Origin of the sequence: Sphingomonas cannabina (assembly GCF_021391395.1) — a bacterium.
Taxonomy (GTDB): domain Bacteria; phylum Pseudomonadota; class Alphaproteobacteria; order Sphingomonadales; family Sphingomonadaceae; genus Sphingomonas; species Sphingomonas cannabina.
The window spans coordinates 3,541,358-3,565,324 of sequence record NZ_CP090059.1; the positions used below are offsets into that span (position 1 = coordinate 3,541,358).

The 23,967-nt window shown below is 68.4% G+C and carries 20 protein-coding genes; 13 read left to right on the forward strand and 7 right to left on the reverse strand.

Annotated features, from left to right (window positions below; genetic code table 11):
• Nucleotides 1–176: 176 nt before the first annotated feature.
• The 6 genes from LZK98_RS16710 (at nt 177) to LZK98_RS16735 (ending at nt 10,032) form a co-directional block, all read left to right on the forward strand.
• The gene (locus LZK98_RS16710; RefSeq protein WP_233783649.1) at nt 177–905 is read left to right on the forward strand and encodes a prolipoprotein diacylglyceryl transferase; all 729 of its coding nucleotides are present in this window, start codon (nt 177–179) and stop codon (nt 903–905) included.
• Nucleotides 850–2,295, forward strand: coding sequence for a radical SAM protein (locus LZK98_RS16715; RefSeq protein ID WP_233783650.1), 1,446 nt, complete (start codon nt 850–852; stop codon nt 2,293–2,295). The genes LZK98_RS16710 and LZK98_RS16715 overlap by 56 nt, the downstream gene beginning before the upstream one ends.
• The gene (locus tag LZK98_RS16720) at nt 2,292–2,519 is read left to right on the forward strand and encodes a hypothetical protein (protein WP_233783651.1); all 228 of its coding nucleotides are present in this window, start codon (nt 2,292–2,294) and stop codon (nt 2,517–2,519) included. The genes LZK98_RS16715 and LZK98_RS16720 overlap by 4 nt, the downstream gene beginning before the upstream one ends.
• Nucleotides 2,520–2,655: 136 nt before the next feature.
• Nucleotides 2,656–4,824 (forward strand): autotransporter assembly complex protein TamA, encoded by a 2,169-nt coding sequence (locus tag LZK98_RS16725; protein WP_233783652.1) that lies wholly within the window; start codon nt 2,656–2,658, stop codon nt 4,822–4,824.
• Nucleotides 4,824–9,035 carry a translocation/assembly module TamB domain-containing protein gene (locus tag LZK98_RS16730; RefSeq protein WP_233783653.1) on the forward strand — a complete coding sequence of 1,404 codons (4,212 nt, stop codon included), beginning with the start codon at nt 4,824–4,826 and terminating at the stop codon, nt 9,033–9,035. Before LZK98_RS16725 ends, LZK98_RS16730 begins: the two co-directional genes overlap by 1 nt.
• A gap of 202 nt (nt 9,036–9,237) precedes the next feature.
• Complete coding sequence (locus LZK98_RS16735) at nt 9,238–10,032, forward strand: 3-keto-disaccharide hydrolase (protein WP_233783654.1); 795 nt, start codon at nt 9,238–9,240, stop codon at nt 10,030–10,032.
• A gap of 139 nt (nt 10,033–10,171) precedes the next feature.
• On the opposite strand, the gene LZK98_RS16740 is transcribed toward LZK98_RS16735, so the two are convergent.
• The 7 genes from LZK98_RS16740 to LZK98_RS16770 form a co-directional block, all read right to left on the reverse strand.
• Nucleotides 10,172–11,197 carry a glycosyltransferase family 4 protein gene (locus tag LZK98_RS16740; RefSeq protein ID WP_233783655.1) on the reverse strand — a complete coding sequence of 342 codons (1,026 nt, stop codon included), beginning with the start codon at nt 11,195–11,197 and terminating at the stop codon, nt 10,172–10,174.
• A gap of 5 nt (nt 11,198–11,202) precedes the next feature.
• A complete protein-coding gene (locus LZK98_RS16745; protein ID WP_233783656.1) occupies nt 11,203–12,081 on the reverse strand; it encodes a UDP-2,3-diacylglucosamine diphosphatase in 879 nt (292 codons plus the stop codon).
• 103 nt (nt 12,082–12,184) lie between these two features.
• Complete coding sequence (locus LZK98_RS16750; protein WP_233783657.1) at nt 12,185–12,805, reverse strand: glutathione S-transferase family protein; 621 nt, start codon at nt 12,803–12,805, stop codon at nt 12,185–12,187.
• 94 nt (nt 12,806–12,899) lie between these two features.
• Nucleotides 12,900–14,591: a flotillin family protein gene (locus LZK98_RS16755; RefSeq protein WP_233783658.1), complete on the reverse strand. Its 1,692-nt coding sequence runs from the start codon at nt 14,589–14,591 to the stop codon at nt 12,900–12,902.
• 34 nt (nt 14,592–14,625) lie between these two features.
• Nucleotides 14,626–15,255 (reverse strand): YqiJ family protein, encoded by a 630-nt coding sequence (locus LZK98_RS16760; protein WP_233783659.1) that lies wholly within the window; start codon nt 15,253–15,255, stop codon nt 14,626–14,628.
• An 88-nt stretch (nt 15,256–15,343) separates the two neighbouring features.
• Entirely contained in the window at nt 15,344–15,865 is a 522-nt protein-coding gene (locus LZK98_RS16765; RefSeq protein ID WP_233783660.1) for a hypothetical protein, read from the reverse strand.
• Nucleotides 15,862–16,854 carry an NAD(P)H-quinone oxidoreductase gene (locus tag LZK98_RS16770; protein WP_233786627.1) on the reverse strand — a complete coding sequence of 331 codons (993 nt, stop codon included), beginning with the start codon at nt 16,852–16,854 and terminating at the stop codon, nt 15,862–15,864. Before LZK98_RS16770 ends, LZK98_RS16765 begins: the two co-directional genes overlap by 4 nt.
• A gap of 94 nt (nt 16,855–16,948) precedes the next feature.
• Here LZK98_RS16770 and LZK98_RS16775 point away from each other — a divergent pair, with 94 nt between their 5' ends.
• The 7 genes from LZK98_RS16775 to LZK98_RS16805 all read left to right on the forward strand — a co-directional run bounded on the left by LZK98_RS16775 (nt 16,949) and on the right by LZK98_RS16805 (nt 23,835).
• Nucleotides 16,949–17,146 (forward strand): DUF1192 domain-containing protein, encoded by a 198-nt coding sequence (locus tag LZK98_RS16775; protein ID WP_233783661.1) that lies wholly within the window; start codon nt 16,949–16,951, stop codon nt 17,144–17,146.
• 129 nt (nt 17,147–17,275) lie between these two features.
• Nucleotides 17,276–19,588 carry an ATP-dependent Clp protease ATP-binding subunit ClpA gene (clpA, locus tag LZK98_RS16780; RefSeq protein WP_233783662.1) on the forward strand — a complete coding sequence of 771 codons (2,313 nt, stop codon included), beginning with the start codon at nt 17,276–17,278 and terminating at the stop codon, nt 19,586–19,588.
• Between the two features lie 3 nt (nt 19,589–19,591).
• Entirely contained in the window at nt 19,592–19,813 is a 222-nt protein-coding gene (locus LZK98_RS16785) for a CopG family transcriptional regulator (protein ID WP_233783663.1), read from the forward strand.
• Entirely contained in the window at nt 19,801–20,028 is a 228-nt protein-coding gene (locus tag LZK98_RS16790) for a type II toxin-antitoxin system RelE/ParE family toxin (protein WP_233783664.1), read from the forward strand. Before LZK98_RS16785 ends, LZK98_RS16790 begins: the two co-directional genes overlap by 13 nt.
• A 114-nt stretch (nt 20,029–20,142) precedes the next feature.
• A complete protein-coding gene (locus tag LZK98_RS16795; protein WP_233783665.1) occupies nt 20,143–21,825 on the forward strand; it encodes a sensor domain-containing diguanylate cyclase in 1,683 nt (560 codons plus the stop codon).
• A gap of 38 nt (nt 21,826–21,863) precedes the next feature.
• On the forward strand, nt 21,864–22,064 hold the full coding sequence (locus LZK98_RS16800; protein ID WP_233783666.1) for a hypothetical protein: 201 nt from the start codon (nt 21,864–21,866) through the stop codon (nt 22,062–22,064).
• 88 nt (nt 22,065–22,152) lie between these two features.
• Entirely contained in the window at nt 22,153–23,835 is a 1,683-nt protein-coding gene (locus LZK98_RS16805) for a long-chain-fatty-acid--CoA ligase (RefSeq protein ID WP_233783667.1), read from the forward strand.
• The last annotated feature ends 132 nt before the right edge of the window (nt 23,836–23,967 follow it).

A 23,967-nucleotide genomic window follows, 5' to 3' on the forward strand; every position in this document is an offset into this window, starting at 1 on the left:
CTGAACAAGACAGGCCCTAGTGTCGGATTCAGGCAGTTTGAATCCGTTCCCCGGCGGAGGCCGGGGCCCAGTCTCGGGCTGCTTGCAGCTGGGCCCCGGCCTTCGCCGGGGTACAGGTCTGCTTCAACTCAGATGGATCGAGCCCTAAACATGTGGCCGATATGGTATCGACGGGCGTGCTTCACGTTCCCGCAGCTCCCTGGCTCCACTATGTCGGCGACCTGACGGCGTGGCTTGCCGCGTTTCTCGGTGCGCGATGGGTGTATCGCCACCGCCGCGCCAGCGTCGAGCGGCTCTCGCGGCAGTCCGTGCCGAGTTACTTCGTCAGCCTCGCGGCAGGCGCAGCGCTCGGCGCCTGGCTGTTGGGCTCGCTCAACACGCTTCGAGACTCGCGGCCGGTGCTGTCGCATTCGATCGCCGGCGCGCTGGCGGGCGCGATCGTCGCGGTCGAGGTCTGGAAGTGGCTGCGCGGCGTGCGGGAATCGACCGGCGGGCCGTTCGTGATCCCACTGACGATCGGGATCGTCGTGGGGCGATGGGGATGCCTCTTCGCCGGTCTGGACGACCAGACCTATGGCATCCCGACCGATCTGCCCTGGGGCGTAGACCTGGGAGACGGCATCTCGCGTCATCCCGTCCAGATCTACGAATCGCTCGCGATGGCCGGTTTCCTCGTCGTCTATTGGCGAGCGCTCGCAAAGCATCGCCCGTGGGCGGAGCGGCACGGGTTCCACGCGTTCGTGCTCGCCTATGCGGCGCAGCGGTTTGCGTGGGAATTCCTCAAGCCCTATCCACCACTGGTCGGCCCGTTCAACGTCTTCCACCTCGTGATGATCGGACTCAGCGCCTATGCCCTCATCTGGATCGCTCGCGGCCGCCACCGTCCAGCCGTCGCCGGAGCGTAAGGCGGCGCCCTACATCTTCCACGGACAGACGACGAGCCTGTGCGAGACATGTCTGGAGCTCGTCCCCGCGAAGGTCATCATCGAGGACGGTTGTGTCTACTATCTCAAGCGCTGCCGGTCGCATGGCGTCCAGAAAACGCTGATCAGCGACGACCTGGCCTATTGGCGCGCGCAGAAGGACTGGCTCAAGCCGGGGGACCGCCCCTTGCGCGCGCAGACCAGGACCGAAGCCGGCTGCCCGTTCGATTGCGGCCTCTGCCCCGATCACGAGCAGCACAGCTGCCTTGCGATCGTCGAGGTGAACTCCGCCTGCAACCTCGCCTGCCCGGTCTGCTTTGCCGATGCCGAGGACATGCACGGCGGCCATCTGCCGCTCGAGGTGATCGAGTCGATGCTCGATGCGCTCGTCGAGAGCGAGGGCGAGCCCGATCTCGTCCAGCTTTCGGGCGGCGAGCCGACGCTGCACCCGCAATTCTTCGAGATTCTGGACGCGGTGAAGCGCCGGCCGATCCGCCACGTCATGATCAACACCAACGGCGTTAGGATCGCCCAGGACGAGGCGTTCGTGACCCGCCTGGCCGGCTACGCTCCCCGGCTGGAGGTCTATCTCCAGTTCGACAGCATGGACGACGGCGCGCTGCTCAACCTGCGCGGCGCCAGGCTGTCGCGCATCCGCCGGGCGGCGCTCGAGGCGCTCGAGCGCGTCGGGCTGTCGACGACGCTGGTCGCGGTGGTGAAGCGCGGCGTGAATGACGGCGAGATCGCCGCCATCGTCAATCACGCGCTCGAATGGTCGTGCGTGCGCGGCGTGACGTTCCAGCCGGTGCAGGATGCCGGCCGCAACCAAGGCTTCGACGCCAAGGCCAATCGGATGCTGCTCACGCAGATCCGGCGGGAGGTGGTGAAGGCCGGCGTCTTCGCGGCCGAGGACATGATCCCGCTGCCCTGCAATCCCGACCAGATCTGCATCGGCTATGGCCTGCGCGACGGCCGCACCGTCACGCCGATCACCTCGCTCCTGCCGCGCGAACTGATCCTGCAGGGGCCGAACACGATCAGCTACGAAGCCTATCCGGCGCTCCGCCAGGCCATGGTCGACCTGCTCAGCCTCGCCACCACGCAATGCAATACGGAGGAGAAGCTGGCGGAGGTCCTGTGCTGCCTGCCCAACGCGCTGGTGCCCGAGACTCTCGGCTATGCGAGCAGCTTCCGTGTGGTCATCCTGCAGTTCCTGGACCGCTACAATTTCGACCTGGCCACCGTGAAGCGCAGTTGCGTGCATTTCGTGACGCCCGATCGGCAGATCATTCCGTTCGATACCTACAACAGCTTCTACCGTCCGGGGGCGGAAGGGGAATCGGTGCTCGCACGAGCGAGGGGGGAAGGATGAAACGACTGTTCGGCGGACTGCTCCTGGCAGCGGGAATCCTGATCATGGCGTGCAGCGGGCTGTGCTCGCTGGTGGTCGTCGTCAGCGGCTTCGAGGTGGCGATACGCGAGCCCTCCGCGATCCTCCTGCCCCTGATCATCGGCGGCGTTCCCTTCGCCATCGGCTTCGGTGCGTTCACGTGGGGACGATGGCTATTGCGACAACCTGATGACGAGGAGATTTGATCGGCTATTGTCGCGCGTTTCTGCGAAATCGACCTCATCTCTCTGGAGCGGCACTAAATTCGATCCGGGTCGTTTCGGTTCATGACAAGAAGGGCGCGCCTGAACGGATGTGCCCTCAGGCGGAGGCACAAGGGGCGTGCGACCAGGTTCGATCGCGATCTTTCTGGGACTGGCGATCGGTCTGACAGCGCCGTCCGGTGTCGCGCGGGCTCAGATCGCGCCTGCACCGGCGACGACGCCCGAGCCCCAGCCGCAGAATCAACCACCGCCTGACGGCGCGATCGTTCCCGACGACCAGTTCGAGAAATCGATTCCGCCGCTGTCCGGCGACATCAATGCTCCCCTGGAACCGTTGCCGGCCACGCCTTCGGCGCCCCCCGCGCAGGCCGGAGTCGAGCCCGCCCCCGATGATCTGACGCCGGTCCCGCTACCGTCCGAGAGCGAGCTCGCGCAGCCCCTGCCGCCGCTGTCCGGCTTCGACGTGACCCCGGTCACCATCGCCGGGGTCGACGATCAGCCCGCCGCCGCGATCCGTTACGACACGCGCGTGATCGGGCTCGATACGGTGGGGCTCGACGATGAGTTCAATGCGCTGTCCGCGCTGCGCAAGGACGACGACGCGCCCAACGCGGCGATGGTCAACGCCCGTGCCAGGGAGGATGAGGGGCTCGCCGTCCGCCTGATGACCTCGCGCGGCTATTATGACGCGACCGCCACCTCCATGATCGAGCAGGTGCCGAACCAGCCCGGCCGCGTCCGCGCGACGATCACCGCCGTGCCGGGCCGGCGCTATTCGCTTGGGTCGATCACGATCAAGGCGGCGCCGACCGTGCCGCCCGGGCTGATCGACAAGGAGCTGCCGCTCAAGGTCGGCGATCCGATCGAGGCGGAGCGGATCGAGGGCGCCGAAGCCAATGTCGCGCTCAAGCTGCCGCAGCAGGGCTATCCCTTCGCCGAGGTCGGCCAGCGCGACATCCTGCTCGACGAGGCCACGCTGACGGGCGACTATACGCTGCCGGTGGACACCGGACCGCGCGGCAGCTTCGGCGGCTTCGTCACGCGCGGCGATCCGGTGTTCGACGCCGATCACATCGCGGTGCTCGCGCGCTTCAAGCCCGGCGAGCTCTACGACAGCCGCAAGGTCGACGACCTCCGCCAGGCGCTGGTCGCGACCAGCCTGTTCTCAAGCGTCGGCGTGTCGCCGCGCAAGACCGGCCGGCCCGGCCCCGACGGCACCGAGCAGGTCGACCTGATGGTGCGCCAGAACAAGGGGCCGCAGCGCACGCTCGCCGGCACGGTCGGCTACGGCACCGGCCAGGGCTTCCGCACCGAGGCGAGCTGGACGCACCGCAACCTGTTCCCGCCCGAAGGCGCGCTGATCATCTCCGGCGTCGCCGGCACGCAGGAGCAGGGCCTGTCGGCAACCTTCCGCCGTTCGAACGCCGGCAAGCGCGACCGCACCTTCTCGCTGACCGCCGCGCTGAACCATAGCAACTACGACGCCTTCAGCGCCTATACCGGCACGCTGTCGGCGCGGATCAGCCGCGATTCGACGCCGATCTGGCAGAAGCGCTGGACCTATTTCTATGGCGTCGAATTGGTCGGCACCAACGAGAGCGTCTACGACTTCGATCTCAACGATCGCGTGCGCCGCACCTATGGCATCGCGGCGCTGCCGGCATTCCTCGGCTATGATACTTCGGACAATCTGCTGAACCCGACGCGCGGCTTCCGCGTGAAGCTGAACGTCAGCCCGGAGACGTCGGTGCAGGGAGCGGTGCGCCCTTATGTCCGCGCGATGCTGGAGGGCACCACCTATTACCCGATCAGCGACAGCCTGGTCATCGCCGGCCGTGCGCGGGCGGGGGCGATCGCAGGAACGGGGCGCGACAATCTGCCGCCGTCGCGGCGCTATTATGCCGGCGGCGGCGGGTCGGTGCGCGGCTTCGGCTTCCAGGAGCTGGGGCCACGTACGACCGAGCCCAATCCCGACTATGACCCGACCGATCCGGACGAGAAGGATTCGCCTACCATCCACCGGCCGGTCGGCGGCCGCAGCTTGAACGAATTCTCGATCGAGGCGCGCTATCGCTTCGGCAATTTCGGCATCGTGCCGTTCGTCGACGCGGGCCAGGTCTATGAGAGCGAGCTGCCCAAGATGTCCGACATCCGCTTCGGCGTCGGCATCGGCGCGCGCTATTATACCAACTTCGGGCCGTTCCGCCTCGACGTCGCGACGCCGATCAATCGCAAGCCGGGCGAATCGAAGATCGCGCTCTACATCTCGATCGGGCAGGCGTTCTGATGGCCGAAGAAGAGACGCCCCCGCCGCCCGCCGCCGAGACCGCGGCGGCACGCCGGCCGCTGTGGCAGCGGGTCGCGCTGTGGATCGGCGTCGGCCTCGTCGGCCTGGTCGTGCTCGCCGGGCTGCTGGTGTTCGGGCTCGATACCCAGCCGGGCCGCCGCTTCGTCGCCGACCGCATCGCCGGCTACACCATGGCGAACGGGCTCAACCTGCGCGTCGGGCGGATCGACGGATCGCTCTACGGCGCGATGGTGCTGCGCGACGTCAAGGTGCAGGACCAGCACGGCACCTTCGCCACCTCGCCGCGGATCGCGGTCGACTGGCGGCCGTTCGCCTTCATCCGCAGCCACGTCGACGTCCGCTCGCTGACCAGCCCGCTGGTCACCGTCACGCGCCTGCCCGAGCTCAAGCCGGTGCCGAGCGAGCCCAATGCGCCGATCCTGCCCGACATCGACATCGACGTGAACCGGCTGGCGATCCGGCGCATCGACCTCGCGCCCACGGTGAGCGGACAGCGCCGGCTGCTGAGCCTGAACGGCAGCGCCCATATCGCCGACCGGCGCGCGCAGGTGGTGGCCAATGCGGTGACGATCGGCGGCGGCGACCGGCTCGCGCTCAACCTCGATGCGGTGCCCGACGCCGACCGGCTCGCCATCGACCTCAAGCTGAACGCGCCGAAGGGCGGCCTGGTCGCGACGATGGCGAAGCTCGAGGCGCCGCTCACCGCGACTGTCGACGGCAAGGGCAGCTGGAAGGCCTGGAACGGCCGCGCGGTCGCCGATCTCGGCACCGGCCGGCTCGCCGATCTCGCGATCGAGGCGCGCAGCGGCACCTTCCGGGTGCGCGGGCCGACGCGGCCAGGGCTTTACCTGAAGGGACCGGTCGAGCGGCTGACGGCGCCGCGGCTCGACGTCGCGCTCGACGCGACGCTCGACGATCGCAAGGCCGATACGAAGCTGCAGCTGCGCTCGAGCGCGCTGGCGGTGGCGGCCGAGGGGCTGCTCGACCTCGGCAAGAGCCGGTTCGGCAACGTCCGGGCCGAGGCGCAGCTGCTCACCCCGGGCGCGATCGCGCCCAACCTCAACGGCCGGTCGGTGCGCGCCGCCGTCGCGCTCGACGGGCCGTTCGCGCGGCCGGTGGTCGATTACAAGGTCCAGGCCGCGGCGCTCGGCTTCGGATCGATGGGCGTCGAAGGGCTCTATGCCGAGGGCAAGGCGCGCGTCGACGCGGACCGCATCCTGATCCCGATCGCCGCGCGGGCGGCCCGCGTGACCGGGCTCAACGCCGCGGCGGGCGGGCTGCTCACCAACGTCCGCGTCAATGGCGATCTCGCGGTCAACGGCGGTACGGAGATCCTCTCCGACAATCTGCGCGTGCGCTCGGATAAGATCGACGCCACCGCGATCGTCGCCGCCAACATGGCCAAGGGCCGCTACACCGGCGCGCTCAAGGGGCGCGTCAACGATTATCGCATCGACGGCGTCGGCATCGTCAACGTCGACACCGACGCCAGGCTCTATTCGCCGGCGTCGGGCGGCTTCGGCATCCGCGGCCGCGTGGCGGCCCGGACGGCGCGCATCTTCAACGACGGGCTGCGCGAGTTCCTCGGCGGCAACGCCTACAGCCGCGCCGACGTCGACTATACGCCGCAGGGGATCATCGCCTTCTCGGGGCTCCGGGTGAATGCGCCGGGGTTCAAGGTGACGAACGGCTCCGGCCGCTACGATCCTGCGGGGCCGATCCTGGTCAACGCCGATGCCTGGTCGCGCCAGTACGGTCCGCTGTTCGCGCGGGTGAACGGCACGCTGGCGGCGCCGGTGGTCAACCTGCGCGCGCCGCGGCCGGGAGTCGGGATCGGCCTGGTCGACCTCAACGCCACGATCCGGGGACAGGGCGCGCGCTATGCCGTCGTCGCGACCGGCGGCACCGACTATGGTCCTTTCAACGCCAATCTCCTGCTCGCCACGTCGCCTCGCCTGACCGCCGACGTGCGCGACACCCGCTTCGCCGGCATCCTGTTCAACGGCCGCGTCCAGCAGACCGCCGCGGGGCCCTTCGCCGGCAGCCTGCGCTTCGCCGGGTCGGGCGTGAACGGCACGCTCGGGCTCGGTGCTGAGGGGAAGTATCAGCGGGCCGACGTCGATGCGCGCGCCTATAACGCGGTGATCCCCGGCACCGCCGGACTCACCATCGGGCAGGCGATCATCACCGGCAACGCGGTGATGTATCCGGACAAGCCGGCCATCGTCGGCGACGCGCAGATCGCCACGCTCAAGATGGGCGACTTCATGCTCAAGGCCGCCCGCGCGAAGATCGACTATCGCGGCGGCAGCGGCACCGCCCAGGCTTTCGCCGAGGGCTCGTCCGGCGTCCCGTTCCGGATCGGCGCCAACGCGCGCTTCTCGCCGAGGCTGTGGCTGGCGGCACTGCAGGGCCAGGCGAACGGCATCAACTTCCGCACCGCCGCCCCGGCGCGCATCGAGCCGCATGAGAGCGAGTACCGGCTGCTGCCGACGCGGATCGACTTCGACCAAGGGTCGGTGCGCCTGGCCGGCACCTATGGCCGCGGCCTTGCCCTGCAATCGCGGCTCGACCGGCTCGACCTCGCCGTGGTCAATGCCTTCGTGCCCAATCTCGGCATCGGCGGCGCCGCGACCGGCAGCGTCACCTTCACCCAGGCGGCCGGCGCCAGCGTGCCGCACGCCGACGCGCGCATCACGGTCGCCAACTTCACCCGCTCGAGCCTCGCCTCGGTGTCGACGCCGGTGAACATCGACTTCCTCGGCCGGCTCGATGCCGAGGGGGGCGAGGCGCGCGCGCTGATCAAGCGCGGTACCACCACCGTCGGCCGGCTCCTCGCCACGCTGCGCCCCCTGGGCGAGGGCGGGTCGTGGACCGAGCGCCTGTTCGCGGCGCCGCTCGGCGGGGGCATCCGCTACAACGGACCGGCCGCCGTACTGTTCTCCTTCGCCGGCTTCTCGGGTCAGCAGCTCGGCGGCGGGATCGGTGTCGCCGCGGATTTCGGCGGACGACTGTCGGCGCCCCAGCTCAATGGTGTCGTGCGCGCCAATCAGCTCACCTACGAGAACGAGACCTACGGCACGCGCCTCACCGACATGCGCGTCAACGGCCGCTTCACCAACGACCGGTTCGAGCTGGTCGAGCTCGCCGCCAGGGCGGGCGAAGGCACGGTGGCGGCGCAGGGGACGGTGGGCCTCGCCGCCGACAGCGGCTTTCCGATCGACATCCGCGCGAAGCTGAACAACGCCTCGCTCGCCCATAGCGACGATATCGGCGCGACCGCCACCGGCACCCTCCAGGTCACCAACAGCCGCGAACGCGGCGGTCTGATCGAGGGTGACCTCAACATCCCCGAGGTGCGCTACCAGATCGTCACCCAGGGCGCTGCCGAAGTGCCGCAGCTCACCGGCGTGCGCCGCAAGAGCGACGTCGCCAAGGCGGCGGCGAAGGGCGATCAGGGCGGCGAGCTGCCGAGCCGCTTCCGGCTGGCGATCCGCATCCATGCCGACAACCGGATCTTCATCTCGGGCATGGGCCTCGAATCCGAATGGAAGGCGGACCTGCGCGTCAGGGGAAGCACTGCACGGCCGCGCATCACCGGCGAGGCGCGGATGATCCGGGGCACCTATGCCTTCGCCGGCAAGAATTTCGAGGTGGCGCGCGGCTTGGTCCGGTTCGAGGGCGGCGCGCTGACCAACCCGGCGCTCGACATCGTCGCCAACACCACCACCGAGGGCATCACCGCGTCGATCCAGATCGGCGGCACCGCCCAGGCGCCGCAGCTCTCCTTCACCTCCACGCCCAGCCTGCCGCAGGACGAGGTGCTGTCGCGGCTGCTGTTCGGCAGCTCGGTCACCAACCTGTCGGCGACCGAGGCGATCCAGCTCGCCGCCGCGCTCAATTCGCTGCGGGGCGGAGGCGGCGGGCTCAATCCGCTCGGCAAGCTCAGGTCGGTGGCGGGCATCGACCGGCTGCGCCTGCTCGGCTCCGACGAGGCGACCGGCCGCGGCACCGCGCTCGCGGCGGGGAAATACATCACCGACGACATCTACATCGAGATCATCACCGACGCGCGCGGCTTCACCGCCACCCAGCTCGAGATCGCGCTGACCAAGGCGCTCAGCCTGCTGTCCTCGACCGGCTCGTTCGGCGGATCGAACGTCAACCTGCGCTACTCGCGGGACTATTGATGATCCCATTGCGGGAGGTGAAGGCCGATCCTAGAGTCGGATTTGGCCAGTTTGAATCTGTTCCCCGGCGAAGGCCGGGGCCAAGTATCGAGCCGACCGCAGCTAGGCCCCGGCCTTCGCCGGGGAACAGCTGCTTCAAGCGAGATGGATCAAACTCTAGAACTTCGGCCCACATTGGCCGGATACGGGGAGAGCGCACGTCATGAAGCCTGCTTTCGGAATCGCGTTCGCATCGCTGCTCGCCCTACAGGGCTTCGTGCCCATGCAGCCGACTGGCGCGGCGCCGCGGTGGGAGCGGCTGTTCGACGGCCGGACGCTGGCCGGCTGGACGCCCAAGATCGTCGGCGAAGCCGCCGGCCAAGACGCGGGGCGGACCTTCGTCGTCAAGGACGGCAAGCTCCAGGTGTCCTATGCCAACTACGGTGGCAAGTTCGCCGGCCGGTTCGGCCATCTGTTCTACGATCGCCCCCTGCGCTTCTTCCGGCTGCGGCTGCGCTATCGCTTCCTCGAACCCGGCCTGCCCGACGCGCCGACCTGGGCGCACAGCAACAGCGGCATCATGCTTCTGTCGGAAAACCCGCGCGACATCGGGCGCGACCAGAATTTCCCGGTGTCGATCGAGTTCCAGCTGCTCGGCCGCGACGGCGACAAGCCGCGGCCGACGGGCGCCGTCTGCACGCCGGGGACCGACGTCGACATCGGCGGCAAGCGGGCGCCCGACCATTGCACGCCCTCGAACGGGCCGACGATCCCCAACGGAACCTGGGTGCAGGCCGAGCTCGACGTGCTGCCATCGGGCGAGATTCTCCACCGGATCAACGGCAAGGTCGTGCAGCGCTATACCAATGCCAGGCTCGATCCGACCGACCCGATCGGCAAGGACGCCGTCGCCCGCGCGGGCAGCGACCTGCGCCTGACCAGTGGCTATATCGCGCTCCAGAGCGAGGGGCATCCGGTCGAGTTCGACAACGTCGAACTGCAGATTCTCGAGGGATAAAGGCAGGTCGGCATCCGCATTCTAGGCCCCTCCCCTTCAGGGGAGGGGTTGGGGGTGGGGGAGTGCGGCAGGCCGTCCGGCTCGTGGACAGGCCCCACCCCAACCCCTCCCCTGAAGGGGAGGGGCTTAAACGTGCTGGTCAGGCCGCCAGCGCCTCGCCGGTGCCGAAGGGCACGAGCGCCGAGAGGAACTGGCGAGCGCTCGCCTCCCAGGTGAAGCTGCGGCCGTAGGCCGCGCATCGGGCGCGATCGCGGGTGAGCGCTTGCGCGATCGCCGTGTCCAGATCATCGGCCATCGCACCCGTCTCCGGCGTCAGCACGTCGACCGGGCCGGTGACCGGATAGGCGGCGACCGGCGTGCCGCAGGCCAACGCCTCGATCATCACAAGGCCGAAGGTGTCGGTCTTGCTCGGAAAGACGAACACGTCGGCGCCGGCATAGCATTGCGCCAGCTCCGCACCGAACCGGGCGCCGAGGAAAAGCGCGTCGGGATGCTTCGCCTCCAGGCTGGCGCGCGCCGGTCCGTCGCCCACGACTACCTTGGTGCCGGGATGGGTATTGTTGAGGAACGCCTCGATGTTCTTCTCGATCGCGACGCGGCCGACGTAGAGCTGGATCGGGTGCGACAGCCCGGCGAAGGCCGGATGCGCCTCCATGCCGGGATGGAAGTTGGCCAGGTCGACGCCGCGTCCCCAGTGGCGCACGCGGGTCAGGCCATGCTCCACCAGCGTCTCACGGATCGACGGGGTCGAGGCGAGGATCGCCTGGCTCGGTCCGTGGAACCATTGGATGTAGCGCCAGACCCACTCCGCCGGCACGCCCGAGCGCGCCTCGACATAATCGGGGAACTGGGTGTGATAGGCGGTGGTGAAAGGAAAGCCGCGTCGCAGGCACCAGCGCCGCGCGGCGACGCACACCGGGCCCTCGGTGGCGAGGTGGATCGCGTCGGGGCGGAACTCCTCGAGCAGCGCGCCGACCGCCGCGGTCCGCGCCAGTGCCAGCCGGATCTCGGGATAGGTGGGGCACGGCAGCGAGTAGAAGCGCTCGGGGGAGATCACCAGGACGTGATGGCCTTGCCGCTCGAGCTCGCAGCGCACGGCCTGGAGGGTCCGGACCACGCCGTTGACCTGTGGCTCCCAGGCGTCGGTGACGATCGCGATACGCACGCCGGTCAGGCCGCCGCCAGCGTTTCGACCTTTGCGTCTGCGCGTGCCGCCATTTCCTCGGCCCAATGCAGGATCTCCATCCGTCCGTCGAAATGCTCAACGAGCGCGGTGCAGCCTTCTACCCAATCTCCGTCGTTATAATAAGCGATTCCAGCGATTTCGCGAGTCTCGGCGGTATGGATGTGTCCGGCGACGACGCCGTCGACCCCGCGCTGGGCGGCGGCATGGGCGACGACCTCCTCGAAATTGGAGATGAACTCGACCGATTTCTTGACCTTGTGCTTGGCGTGCTTGGACAGCGACCAATAGGGCAGGTTGAAGAAGCGCCGCCAGGCGTTCACCCAGCGATTGAGCGCCATCATGAACTCATAGGCATAGTCGCCGAGATAGGCGAGCCAGCGGTGCGACAGTGTGATCGCGTCGAACTCGTCGCCGTGCAGGATCAGCAGGCGGCGGCCGTCGGCGGTCTCGTGCACGCACTGGCGGACGATATGGACCCCGCCGAAGTGGAGCCCGGTGAACTGGCGGAACATCTCGTCGTGATTGCCCGGGATGTAGACGATCCGCGTGCCGCGCTTGGCGCGCTTCAGGATGCGCCAGACGATGTCGTTGTGCGCGGCCGGCCAGTAGAATTTCTTCTTGAGCCGCCAGCCGTCGATGATGTCGCCGACCAGGTACATGGTGTCGCTGTCGACGTGGTCGAGGAAGTCGATCAGCATGTCGGCATTGCAGCCGCGCGTGCCGAGGTGCACGTCCGAGATCCAGATGGTGCGGTAGCGGCGGCGCTCCTCGACCGTCTTCTCCGGATAGGTCGGTTTCGATGCGGCGAAATCGGCCAGGTCGGTGATATCGGCCCCGACCGGCAGTCTGGTGATCGCGTCCATGAGCAGCGTCCCCGCTTAAGCCCTTGTCCGCGCTCCACTGCCCGAGAAATGTGACAGAACGAATCGTTCGCGAGTCATCGCCTCGTCATAAAACTCAGCAGAATCAATCGTTCATGCCGACATGCCCCGGCTCGGCCGCGACCCGCGCCAGCCACGCGGCGACGTTCGGATGGCTGCGCACCGCGAAGCCGCCGTCCTCTCCGACATGGGTGTAGGCGTAGAGCGCGATGTCGGCGAGCGTCATCCCCTGCCCCACGAACCAGTCGCGGCCGGCGAGATGCTCGTCCATCAGCGCGAGCGCCGCTTCGCCCGCGGCGAGCTTGGCGGGGATCTGCGCACGCTGGAACTCGGTGAGCGCGCCTTCGCCGACGAAGCGGCGCCAGAAGCGGACGGTGCCGAGATTGGGCTCGACATGATATTGCTCGAAGAACATCCAGTGGAGCATGTCAGCGTGATCGAACCGATCCGTCGGGATCAGCCGCGATCCATGTGCCAGATAGGTGATGATCGCATTGCTTTCGGGTAGGAAGCGGTCGCCGACCTGGAGCACCGGGATGCGGCCGTTGGAATTGACGTTGGCCAGGAACTCGGGCGTGCGCGTCTCGCCCTTGAGAATGTCGTATTCGCGCCGATCGAGCGCAATGCCGAGATGGGCGGCGGTCAGCCAGATCTTATAGCAGTTCGCCGACTGGGCATATTGGTGCAGCGTGAGCGTGGCCGTCATGGATCGTTCCTCCCGCCGTCGCGCTTAGCCGCCGATCGCGGCCCGCGCCAATCGAAGACGCGGGGGCGATGACAAGTGCGGCTGATGGATCACCCTATTCCGCTGCCTGCGGCTCAGCGGCGGGCGACGGTGGCGCGGGCGGAATCGCCGGCGGCGGCACGGCAGTCCCCGCCGCCCCGTTCACCAGCGCGTCGAGCGAGCCGCCGTCGAAACCGAGCTCGCGCATCAATCCGTCGATCACCGGCGCCTGCGCCCGGTAGCGCAGGGCCGCCGAGACCGCGGAATTGGCGAGGTTGCGATCGCCGCCTTCGTCGTTCGCCGCGGCCACGCCCGCCCCGCCACCGCCGCGGCCGGTGAGGCCGTCGACTTGGACGATCTTGATGCTGTCGATCGCCTCCAGCGGCTTGGCCGCCTCGCGGATCACCTCCGGCAGCACCTTGAGCAGCGCCATCTTGGTGGTGAGCGAGACCTGGTCGGACGAGAGCAAGTTCGCCGCCTCGTTGATCGCGCGCTGGCCCGCCGCCTCGACCTCGAAGCGGACGCGGTCGGCCTCGGCGCGGAGCTTGGCCGCCTCGGCCTCGCCCTCGGCCTGGAGCCGGGCCGCCTCGGCGCGGTCGGCCGCGGCCTGCTTCTCGGCGTCGGCCTGGACCTTGATCGCGATCGCGGCGCGCTCGGCCTCGCGAGCGGCGTCGATCAGCTCGATACGCTTCTGGCGCTCGGCGACCTCGGCCTCGCGCGCGGTGCCGACCTGTTCCTCGGCGACCACCGCCTCGGCACGCGCCTTGTCGGCTTCGGCCTTGGCCTGGCTCTCCTCGCGGCTCTTGTTCTGGACCGCGATCTGCTGCTCCTGCCGGGCGAGCGCGAGTGCCTGCTCCTGCGCGATCTGCGCCTCCTTGACTGCGCGGTCGGCCTCGATCTGCTGGCTGTCGACGAGTTTCTTGGCCTCGATCCTGGCCTGATCGGCCTCCTGCTGGCGCAGCGCCTGCTCGCGCGCGACCTCGGCCGCCTGCGCGGCGCGGCGCATCTCGACCTCGCGCTCCTGCTCCAGCCGCGCGAACTCCTGGTCGCGGCCGATCAGGAATGATTGGCGCGAAGCCTCGAGATTCTTGGTCTCGATCTGGACGCGCGTGTCCTGCTCGATGTCGTTGCGCGCCTTCTTGCGAAGCTCGATCTGCTCGGTGAGCTTGGTGAGGCCCTCGGCGTCGAAGGCGTTGTTGGCGTTGAAATGCTCGATCGAGGTTTGGTCGAGCCCGGTCAGCGACACGCTCTCCAGCTCCAGTCCGTTCATCGCCAGGTCGACCGAGGAGACCTGCTGCACCTTCTGCACGAACTCGCTGCGCTGCTCGTGGAGCTGCGCCATCGTCATGCCCGCCGCGACCGAGCGCAATGCGTCGACGAACTTGCCCTCGACCAGCTCCTTCAGCGCCTCCGGGTTCATCGTGCGCAGGCCGAGCGTCTGCGCAGCGGTGGCGATCGACTGGGCGTCGGGCTTCACGCGGACGTAGAACTCGGCCTTCACGTCGATGCGCAGCCGGTCGAGCGTGATCAGCGCGTCCATGTTCTTGCGCTCGACCGCGAGGCGGACGGTGTTCATGTTGACCGGCATCGTCTCGTGAAACACCGGCAGCACCAGCGCGCCGCCGTTGATCACCACCTTCTCGCCGCCGAAGCCGGTGCGGACGAAGCCGATCTCCTTCGACGCACGCTTGTAGAGCTTGGCGAGGATCAGCCCCAGCACCAGCAGCGCCAGCAGCGCGACGCCGGCATAGATCAGATAGGGCAGCATGGCAGCGACTCCTTGGGGCACGACGGTCCTCCGGTCAGGGTTCCAGGCGCGGCAGGTAATGATCGCCGCGGGCAATGGCGCGGAACAGATCGTTCTCGCGCCGGACGAGCAGCACGGCCTCCCCCTCGACGAAGCTCTGTCCGTCGTTGTCGGGTTCGACCATGACGTAATGGGCCTGGCCCCACTGGTCCTCGACCCGGGCGCGCGCAGGCGAGCCGCGGCTGGCGCGGCCGGTGAGGATATGGGCAGTGCGCCCGACCAGTACCTCGAGCGGCACCGCGGTGGTGAAGTCGCGCGGCAGGATGCGGGCGAGGCCGCGGGCGGCGAGCCCGGTCAGCGGCAGGGCGGCGAGCGCCGCTGCCGGCACCGCGATCCACGGCGTCAGCAGCGCGCCGGTAAGGTCGCGGCTGAGCTGCTGCCCGATCAGGCCGACGAGGCCGAACAAGGTGAGGAACACCACCAGCAGCATGAGCAGCGGCAGCCGCCCGACGCCAAGCCAGCTCAGCAGGTCGCCCGAGATGCCGGCATGGAGATCGGCGTCGGCATCGGCATCCGCATCGAGATCGCCGCCCAGCCCGACGAGCTGGACGACGCCGATCAGCGCCATCAGCACGATCGCCGAGACGAAGGCGATGTTCTCCGATGCCCTCAGAAACGCCAGCACTTGCCCCTGCCCCCGATTCGAGGAGGAGTTTACGGAGACACGTCGGGACTCTCTAGCGGAATCGGTCGCCGGGCAGGCGAGCGGGGTATCAGATGATCCCCAATGCCAGCCGTTTCGCGGCTTCCTCGCGCCGCCAGGAAACAAGGGCGGCGGCCAGCGCGGCGACGATCAGCCAGCCCCAGACATAGCGCCAGAAGGGGAAGGCATAGCCTTGGCCGAGCGGCTCGCCCGCTTCCTTCGCGAGAAGCTTCATATAGTCGTCGTCGAGCGGGATCATGCGTTGCCGCATATCGTTGTCGTCGTAGAGCACGAAACCGAGGTCGCGATAGGCGAGCAGCGGCAGCTTGAGCAGGCTCAGCGTGCGATAGTTGTAGCCGAGCCGCACCGGCGCCGGTTCGTCCGGAGGCGTCATCGGAAAATCCGCCGGCAGCACGATTGCTTGTGCATCAAGGAAGCGGCGGAGCTTCGCGTGATCCGCGCGCGGCGGGATCTCGGCGACATCCGCGATCGCCGGGCGATTGACCAGGACGCCGAAGTGGCCCGGCGTCACGAACTGCACCGCGGCGACGATCAGCACCGTCGCCGGCAGCAATAGCTGATAGAGCCTCATTCCCCCTCCCCCAGGATCGCCAGCACGATCTTCCCGACATGCTCTCCTGACTCCATCCGCGCGTGCGCCGCGGGCGCCTCGGCGAACGGGAAGGTCGAATCGATCACCGGCTTCAGCCGCCCCGCCTCGACGTGCGGCCAGACGGTGCGATGGAGCTCGTCGGCGACCATCGACTTGAACACCGTGTCGCGCGGGCGCAGCGTCGAGCCGGTCAGCGTCAGGCGGCGGCGCATGATCTCGAAGATCGGTACGGTCGCCTGTGCCCCGCCCTGCACGGCGATCGAGACGTGGCGGCCGTCGTCGGCGAGGCATTGGAGGTTGCGCGCGACATAGTCGCCGCCGATCATGTCGAGCACCACCGCGACGCCCTTGCCGCCCGTGATCTCCTTCACGCGCTCCACGAAATCCTCGGCCTTGTAGTCGATCGCATGGTCGGCGCCGATGCCGCGCGCGGCAGCCACCTTCTCGGGCGAGCCGGCGGTGACGATGACGGTGATGCCGAACAGATTGCACAGCGCGATCGCCATGGTGCCGATGCCGCTGGTGCCGCCGTGGACCAGCACCGTATCCCCCTCCGCCGCGAAGCCGCGCTCGAACAGGTTGGTCCAGACGGTGAACAAAGTCTCCGGCATCGCCGCCGCCTCGACCATGGTCAGCGCGGGCGGCACCGGCAGGCACTGGCCGGCGGGCGCGACGGCGTATTGGGCATAGCCGCCGCCCGCGACCAGCGCGCAGACCGGCTGGCCGAGCAGCTCTTCCGGCCCATCGGGGCCGACTGCGACCACCTCGCCCGACACCTCCAGCCCCAGGATCGATGGCGCGCCGGGCGGCGGCGGATAGAGCCCCTTGCGCTGGAGTACCTCCGGCCGGTTGACCCCGGCGGCGGCGACATGGATCAGCACCTCGCCCGGCCCCGGTTGCGGCACCGGCCGCTGGACCGGCACCAGCACCTCCGGCCCGCCCGGCTCCGCCGGATCGATCGCCAGCATCGTCGTCGGAATCGCCACGCGCCGTCCCCGTTTCATCGCAAGCCCCGCGCGTGCTTATTGACAGCCGCCCCCCCGCGGTCAACGCTGCATGGCAATGGACGTCGACGACAACCTTCCGCGCAAGAGTCGCGACCTGGTCGCGGAGCTCGCCAGGCAGGACCTCGATCCCTTCTCGGTCGAGGAGCTGCAGGAACGCATCGCTGCGCTCGAAGCGGAAATTGCCCGGTCCAAACAAAGAATTGAACGCGCCGTTAACCATCGCGCAAGCGCTGACGCGCTATTCAAGCGATGAGCGCGGCGGCACCGGCCAAAGGCGCAAAGCCAGACCGGTGCGGGGGCGCCCTGCTTGATGCGCGGCCCCGGACTTCCGACATAATGGGCAAGGGGCGGGCATCTGCACCCGCCCGTCTGGAGTAATTTGATGCCGTCCTTCGCTTCCGCCCTGGAAACCACCCTGCACAAGGCGCTCGAGGCCGCGTCCTCCCGCCGGCATGAGTATGCGACGCTCGAGCATTTGCTGCTCGCGCTGATCGACGACGAGCACGCGTCGAAGGTGATGAGCGCCTGCGGCGTGGACCTCGGCGATCTCAAGACCACCGTCGCGCATTATCTCGACACCGAGCTGGAGGCGCTGAAGGTCGCCGCGGCGACCGATCCGTCGCCCACCAGCGGCTTCCAGCGCGTCGTCCAGCGCGCGATCCTGCACGTCCAGTCCTCGGGCCGCGACGAGGTGACGGGCGCCAACGTGCTCGTCGCGCTGTTCAGCGAGCGCGAGAGCTATGCCGTCTATTTCCTGCAGCAGCAGGACATGAGCCGCCTCGACGCGGTCAGCTACATCAGCCACGGCGTCGGCAAGGGCGGTCAGCCGATCGAGACCCGCGAGGTCAAGGGCGCCGAGGAGGAGAAGCCCAAGGACGCCAAGAAGGGCGGCGAGAGCGCGCTCAAGCAGTTCACCGTCGACCTCAACGAGAAGGCCAAGGCCGGCAAGGTCGATCCGCTGATCGGCCGCGGGCCGGAGGTCGATCGCACCATCCAGATCCTGTGCCGCCGCAGCAAGAACAACCCGCTCTACGTGGGCGATCCGGGCGTCGGCAAGACCGCGATCGCGGAAGGCCTCGCGCGCAAGATCGTCGAGGGCGAGGTGCCCGACGTGCTCAAGGAAGCCGTGATCTACTCGCTCGACATGGGCGCGCTGCTCGCCGGCACGCGCTATCGCGGCGACTTCGAGGAGCGGCTGAAGCAGGTCGTCGCGGAGCTGGAGAAGCTGCCGCACGCGATCCTGTTCATCGACGAGATCCACACGGTCATCGGCGCCGGCGCGACCAGCGGCGGGGCGATGGATGCGTCCAACCTCCTGAAGCCCGCGCTGTCGGGCGGCGCGATCCGCTGCATCGGCTCGACCACCTACAAGGAGTTCCGCAACCACTTCGAGAAGGACCGCGCGCTGCTGCGCCGCTTCCAGAAGATCGACGTCAACGAGCCGTCGGTCGAGGATACGGTGAAGATCCTCGCGGGCCTGCGCACCGCGTTCGAGGGGCACCACAACGTCAAATACACCCCCGACGCGATCAAGTCGGCGGTGGAGCTCAGCGCGCGCTACATCAACGACCGCAAGCTGCCCGACAAGGCGATCGACGTGATCGACGAGGTCGGCGCGATGCAGATGCTGGTGCCGCCGTCGAAGCGTAAGAAGACGATCACCGTCAAGGAGATCGAGGCGGTGATCGCGACGATGGCGCGCATCCCGCCGAAGTCGGTGTCGACCGACGACACGCGGACGCTGGCCAACCTCGACACCGACCTGAAGCGCGTCGTGTTCGGGCAGGACAAGGCGATCGAGGTGCTGTCCTCGGCGATCAAGCTGAGCCGCGCGGGCCTGCGCGATCCGGACAAGCCGATCGGCAACTATCTGTTCTCCGGCCCCACCGGCGTCGGCAAGACCGAGGTCGCGCGGCAGCTCGCCAACATCCTCGGCATCCCGCTCCAGCGCTTCGACATGTCGGAATATATGGAGCGCCACTCGGTGAGCCGCCTGATCGGCGCGCCTCCGGGCTATGTGGGCTATGACCAGGGCGGCCTGCTGACCGATGCGGTCGACCAGCAGCCGCACTCGGTGCTGCTGCTCGACGAGATCGAGAAGGCGCATCCCGACCTGTTCAACATCCTCCTCCAGGTGATGGACAACGGCAAGCTGACCGACCACCACGGCAAGACGGTCGATTTCAGGAACACCATCCTGATCATGACCACCAATGCCGGCGCCGCCGACATGGCGCGCGAATCGATCGGTTTCGGCGAGATCAGCCGCGAGGACGCGCAGGAGGACGCGGTGAAGAAGCTCTTCACCCCGGAATTCCGCAACCGCCTCGATGCTATCGTGCCGTTCGACTACCTCCCGCCGGCGGTGGTCGGCCGCGTGGTCGAGAAGTTCATCCTCCAGCTCGAGCTGCAGCTCGCCGATCGCGGCGTGCACATCAGCCTCGACGACGAGGCGAAGGCGTGGCTCACCGAGCGCGGCTACGACCGGCTCTATGGCGCGCGGCCGATGGGCCGCCTGATCCAGGAGAAGGTCAAGCAGCCGCTCGCCGAGGAACTGCTGTTCGGCAAGCTCGTCCATGGCGGCGAGGTAACGGTGAAACTCAAGGACGGCGCGCTCGCCTTCGAGATCGTCGGCGCGGCGCCGGGCAAGCCCAGGAAGGGCGGCAAGGCGCCGGCCAAGGTCAAGGCGAAGTAAACCATGGCCGGCGACCGCAAGGTCGGCGAGGACCGCCAGGGGTTCGAGAGCGAACCCCTGGTGGGTCTTTATGAGATTGGGCCGGACGACGAGCTCGACGAGGCCGACCTCGCCGGCATCGCCGACCTGGACGCCGGACGGACCGTCAGCAATGAGGCGGTGATCCGTTGGCTTAAGTCGTGGGGAACAGGCAATCGGCTGCCGAGACCTAAGTGCGGCGAGTAGATTGGTCGGATCGCGCGATCGACGAACTTGACCGGATCGGCCTCTATATCGAGCAGTTCGATCCAGACGCTGCCGGGCGAATATCGAATCGTATCATTTCCGCAGCCCAAGGCCTCGCCGATTTCCCGCACAAGGGACGCAGGATCGGCCGCGGATTGCGGCAGCTCTCCGTCGTTTATCCCTACCTGATTCGCTATCGGGTTCATCGCGAGTGAGTGGAGATCGTCTCGGTCCGCCACGGTGCGCGCCGCTGATTGCGTCGGAGCAGGGATTCCGGCAACAAAACGCGCTTAACGGCTTGTTTGGCATAGGTGCTTACGGGGGAAGCCATGCCGGGGGTTCGCATTGTCAGGTTGATCGGCGCGCTGCTGCTCGCGCTCGCCTTGCCGTTGGGCGCGAGCGCGGCGACTTCGGCTGCGCCCGAGGTGCTCCCGCTTCCGGTGTGCATCGCCCCGGCCCTGCCCGGCTCGACCGCCGCAGAAGCGCTGCGCGGCCGCCTCCCCTACGACTGCGCTTCTCCGCAGCATCGTCATGGCCCAGGCGACTATTGGGCACTGTCCGCACCCGTCCCGGCCGCGCTCGGCAACGGTGAGGTCCGCGTGCGCGTGCTGAGTCTGTGGCAGCGGGCGCTGACGCTGCACGCGCTCTACGCGGACGGCCATGTCGAGACGATCCCCACCACCAGCGCCACGCTGTCGCGCCACGTCCAGCTCGGCGCGATCATCGAGTTCGCGCTGCCGGCACGACCGGCGCCGGTCACGCGGCTGCTCTGGCACGTCGAGGGGGCGTCGAACGTCCGCGGCATCCTGCTCGGGCAGCGGATCGCCAATCCCCCGGCAGCCGAGCGCGCCAACCTGGCGATGGCGGCGATCTACAGCGGTTTCGCCGGCCTCGCCATCGCCCTGCTCGTCTACAATCTCGCGATCTGGGGGGCGCTCCGCCACCGGTTCCAGCTTGCCTATTGCGTCATGGTCGGGGCGATGCTGGCCTATACCTTCTCCTCCTCGGGCGCGCTCGCCTGGGCGTGGCCGGGGATCGACAACAACGTCCGGCTCCGGATCAACTACCTGCTGCTCGGCATCATCGCCGCGGCGGCGCTGGCGTTCGCGCGGTCCTTCTTCGAGCCCAGGGTGTTCACGCCCCGGCTCAGCGCGCTGACCCGCGCGGCGATCGTCTTGCTGCTAACGGTGGCGGTGCTGTTCTGGCCGCTGTCCTATCTCGCCACGCCGCTTGCGGATGCGATCTATTCGTGGAGCTTCCTCACCGGGCTGGCGATGGTCGGGCCGATCCTGTGGTCTGCGTGGCGGCAGAAGAGCGACTATCTGTGGATGTTCGCGGTCGCCTGGGCGGCGCCGATCGTCTTCTCGATGGCGCGCGTGTTGGCGGCACTGCACGTCATCCCGACCAATTTCTGGCTCGACAATTCGACCGTGCTGTCGCTGGGGATCGAGGCGCTGCTGTCCAGCATCGCCATCGCCTATCGCGTGTGGATGCTGAGCCGCGAGCGCGACGAGGCGCTGGCGGGCGAGACGCTCGCGCGGCGGCTGGCCGACACCGATCCGCTGACCGGCCTGCTCAACCGCCGCGCCTTCCTGTCCCAGGCGATCGGGCGCGAGGGCGAGCAGCAGCTCCACGTCATCGACATCGACCATTTCAAGCGGGTCAACGAGACGCTCGGCCATGACGGCGGCGACGAGGTGCTGCGCGTCTACGCCCGCGTGCTGCGGACCCTGGTGCCGACCGGCGCACTGGTTGCGCGGATCGGCGGCGAGGAGTTCGCGATCGTCGCCGCCGCCGACATGCCGATCGACGCCGAGCGCATCCTCGCCAAGCTGAGGTCGGCGCGGATGCCGTTCGACCTGACCGTCACCTCCAGTATCGGCAGCTGCCTCGGCCCGCTCACGGACGAGGTCGACTGGAAACGGCTTTACCATTGCGCCGACCGCGCGCTGTTCGACGCCAAGTCTGCCGGCCGCGACCGTGCACGGCGCGGGCGATCCCTCGCCGCCTGATCGTTGCCGCCGCCCGGTAGCTCGGCTATGGCGGCCCCATGCGGAATCGCAGCGTAGCGTTCATCATCCTCGCCGCCTTGCTGCTGGTCGCGGCGGTGCGGCATCCGACCGTCGACATCCGCATCCTCACCCATGACGCGACCGATCTCGCGCCGCATCAGGTGCGAACCGCCATCGATACCGGCGTGGTCGCGATAAATCTGCTGGTGACCTGGTCCGGCGAGCACCTGATTCCGTAAGGTCAAGGCGCAAACCCTCGCCATGAAGCGAGGATTCGGCCGGCGCGCCCCTAGATTTTCACCGCCGGGTCCGCTTACATTCGTGTCAATGAGCGAGCCCGAGTCCGCCTGGCGCAGCGCCTATCACCATCCCGTCCCCTGGGATCGTGACTTCCCGCCGACGACGATGGTCGCGCTGTTCGAGGAGACGGCGGCGCGGGTGCCGGACGCGCCGCTGCTCGACTTCCTCGGCCGCCGCTACAGCTATGCCGAGACGCTGGACGGCGCCAACCGCGTCGCCTGCGGCCTGAAAGCGCTGGGCTATGGGCCGGGCGACCGCATCGGACTGTTCCTGCCCAATGTGCCGCATTACGTCGCCGCCTATTACGGCATCCTCAAGCTCGGTGCGACGGTGGTCAACTTCTCGCCGCTCTACACCGTGGAGGAGCTGGCCCACCAGGTCGCCGACTCGGGCACGCGCCTCCTCTTCACCCTCTCCGCCACCGCACTGCTGCCCAACGCGCTCAAGGTGCTGGAGGCGAGCAGCCTCGAGCGGCTGGTGGTGGGATCGGTCGCGGGTGCGCTGCCGCCGGCAAAGTCGCTGTTCTACCGCCTGTTCCGCGGCCGCGAGGTGACCCCGCGCCCGCACGACGAGCGCATCATCGCCTTCTCCAGACTGATCGCCAACGACGGCGCCTGCCCGAGTCCGGACCTCGACCCCGATCGCGACCTCGCGCTGATCCAGTACACCGGCGGCACCACCGGCACCCCCAAGGGCGCGATGCTGAGCCACCAGAACCTGTCGGCCAACGCGCGGCAGGTAGCGCTGCTCGATCCGCATCCGGAGGAGGCGGACACGGTGCTGGGCGTGCTGCCCTTCTTCCACGTCTTCGCCAACACCTGCGTGCTCAACCGCACCGTGATCAAGGGCGGCGAGATCATCATGCTGCCGCGCTTCGACGCCGGCCAGGTGCTCGCCGCGATCCAGCGCACGCGGCCGCGCGCGATGCCGGGCGTGCCGACGATGTACCAGGCGCTGCTCGACAACCCGCGGTTCGGCCGCACCGATTTCTCCTCGGTCAAATTCTGCATCTCGGGCGGCGCGCCGCTGCCCGCCGAACTCAAGACGCGGTTCGAGGCGGCGACCGGATCGACGCTGATCGAGGGCTATGGCCTGTCGGAGAGCTCAGGCGTGCTCTCGGCCAATCCCTATGCCGGCCCGATGAAGCCCGGCATCGGCCAGCCGATCCCCGGCACGCGCGTCCATCTGGTCGACAAGGAGGACCCGACCCGCCCACCGCCCGAGGGCGAGCCGGGCGAAATCGTCGCCGCGGGGCCGCAGATCATGAAGGGCTATTGGCAGCGTCCCGACGCCGATGCCGAGGTATTCGTCGACGATGCCGAGGGCACGCGCTGGCTGCGCACCGGCGACGTCGGCACGATCGACGAGGATGGCTATATCCGCATCGTCGACCGCCTCAAGGACATGATCGCGGTCAGCGGCTTCAAGGTGTTCCCAAGCCAGATCGAAGCGCTGCTCCACCACCATCCGGCGGTGAAGGAGGCGTTGGTGCTCGGCCTGCCCGATCCTTACCGCGGCGAGCATCCGCGCGCCTATGTCACGCTGCTCGACGGCGCGGCGGCGACCGGCGAGGAGCTGCGCGACTGGCTCAACCCGCAGCTCGGCAAGCACGAGCGGGTGGACGAGGTGGTGGTGCGGCTGACGCTGCCCAAGACGATGATCGGGAAGCTCAGCCGGAAGGATCTGAAGGCGGAAGTTATGGGCAACTAAGTTCCTCCCCGGCACGGGGAGGGGGACCGCCGCCGAAGGCGGTGGTGGAGGGGGCTCTCCGCAAACGAATCGCCAAGATCAGGGCCCCCTCCACCATCGCTGCGCGATGGTCCCCCTCCCCGTGCCGGGGAG

Bases quoted from the DNA above. Each gene is read 5' to 3' on its own strand.
- LZK98_RS16770 (WP_233786627.1), bottom strand. From the start codon at position 16,854: ATGCTGGCGATCGATCCGGCGGAGCCGGGCGGGCCGGAGGTGCTGGTG.
- LZK98_RS16775 (WP_233783661.1), top strand. From the start codon at position 16,949: ATGGACGTCGACGACAACCTTCCGCGCAAGAGTCGCGACCTGGTCGCG.
- LZK98_RS16765 (WP_233783660.1), bottom strand. From the start codon at position 15,865: ATGAGGCTCTATCAGCTATTGCTGCCGGCGACGGTGCTGATCGTCGCC.
- clpA (WP_233783662.1), top strand. From the start codon at position 17,276: ATGCCGTCCTTCGCTTCCGCCCTGGAAACCACCCTGCACAAGGCGCTC.
- LZK98_RS16735 (WP_233783654.1), top strand. From the start codon at position 9,238: ATGAAGCCTGCTTTCGGAATCGCGTTCGCATCGCTGCTCGCCCTACAG.
- LZK98_RS16785 (WP_233783663.1), top strand. From the start codon at position 19,592: ATGGCCGGCGACCGCAAGGTCGGCGAGGACCGCCAGGGGTTCGAGAGC.
- LZK98_RS16800 (WP_233783666.1), top strand. From the start codon at position 21,864: ATGCGGAATCGCAGCGTAGCGTTCATCATCCTCGCCGCCTTGCTGCTG.
- LZK98_RS16795 (WP_233783665.1), top strand. From the start codon at position 20,143: ATGCCGGGGGTTCGCATTGTCAGGTTGATCGGCGCGCTGCTGCTCGCG.
- LZK98_RS16715 (WP_233783650.1), top strand. From the start codon at position 850: ATGCCCTCATCTGGATCGCTCGCGGCCGCCACCGTCCAGCCGTCGCCG.
- LZK98_RS16750 (WP_233783657.1), bottom strand. From the start codon at position 12,805: ATGACGGCCACGCTCACGCTGCACCAATATGCCCAGTCGGCGAACTGC.
- LZK98_RS16720 (WP_233783651.1), top strand. From the start codon at position 2,292: ATGAAACGACTGTTCGGCGGACTGCTCCTGGCAGCGGGAATCCTGATC.
- LZK98_RS16730 (WP_233783653.1), top strand. From the start codon at position 4,824: ATGGCCGAAGAAGAGACGCCCCCGCCGCCCGCCGCCGAGACCGCGGCG.
- LZK98_RS16805 (WP_233783667.1), top strand. From the start codon at position 22,153: ATGAGCGAGCCCGAGTCCGCCTGGCGCAGCGCCTATCACCATCCCGTC.
- LZK98_RS16745 (WP_233783656.1), bottom strand. From the start codon at position 12,081: ATGGACGCGATCACCAGACTGCCGGTCGGGGCCGATATCACCGACCTG.
- LZK98_RS16755 (WP_233783658.1), bottom strand. From the start codon at position 14,591: ATGCTGCCCTATCTGATCTATGCCGGCGTCGCGCTGCTGGCGCTGCTG.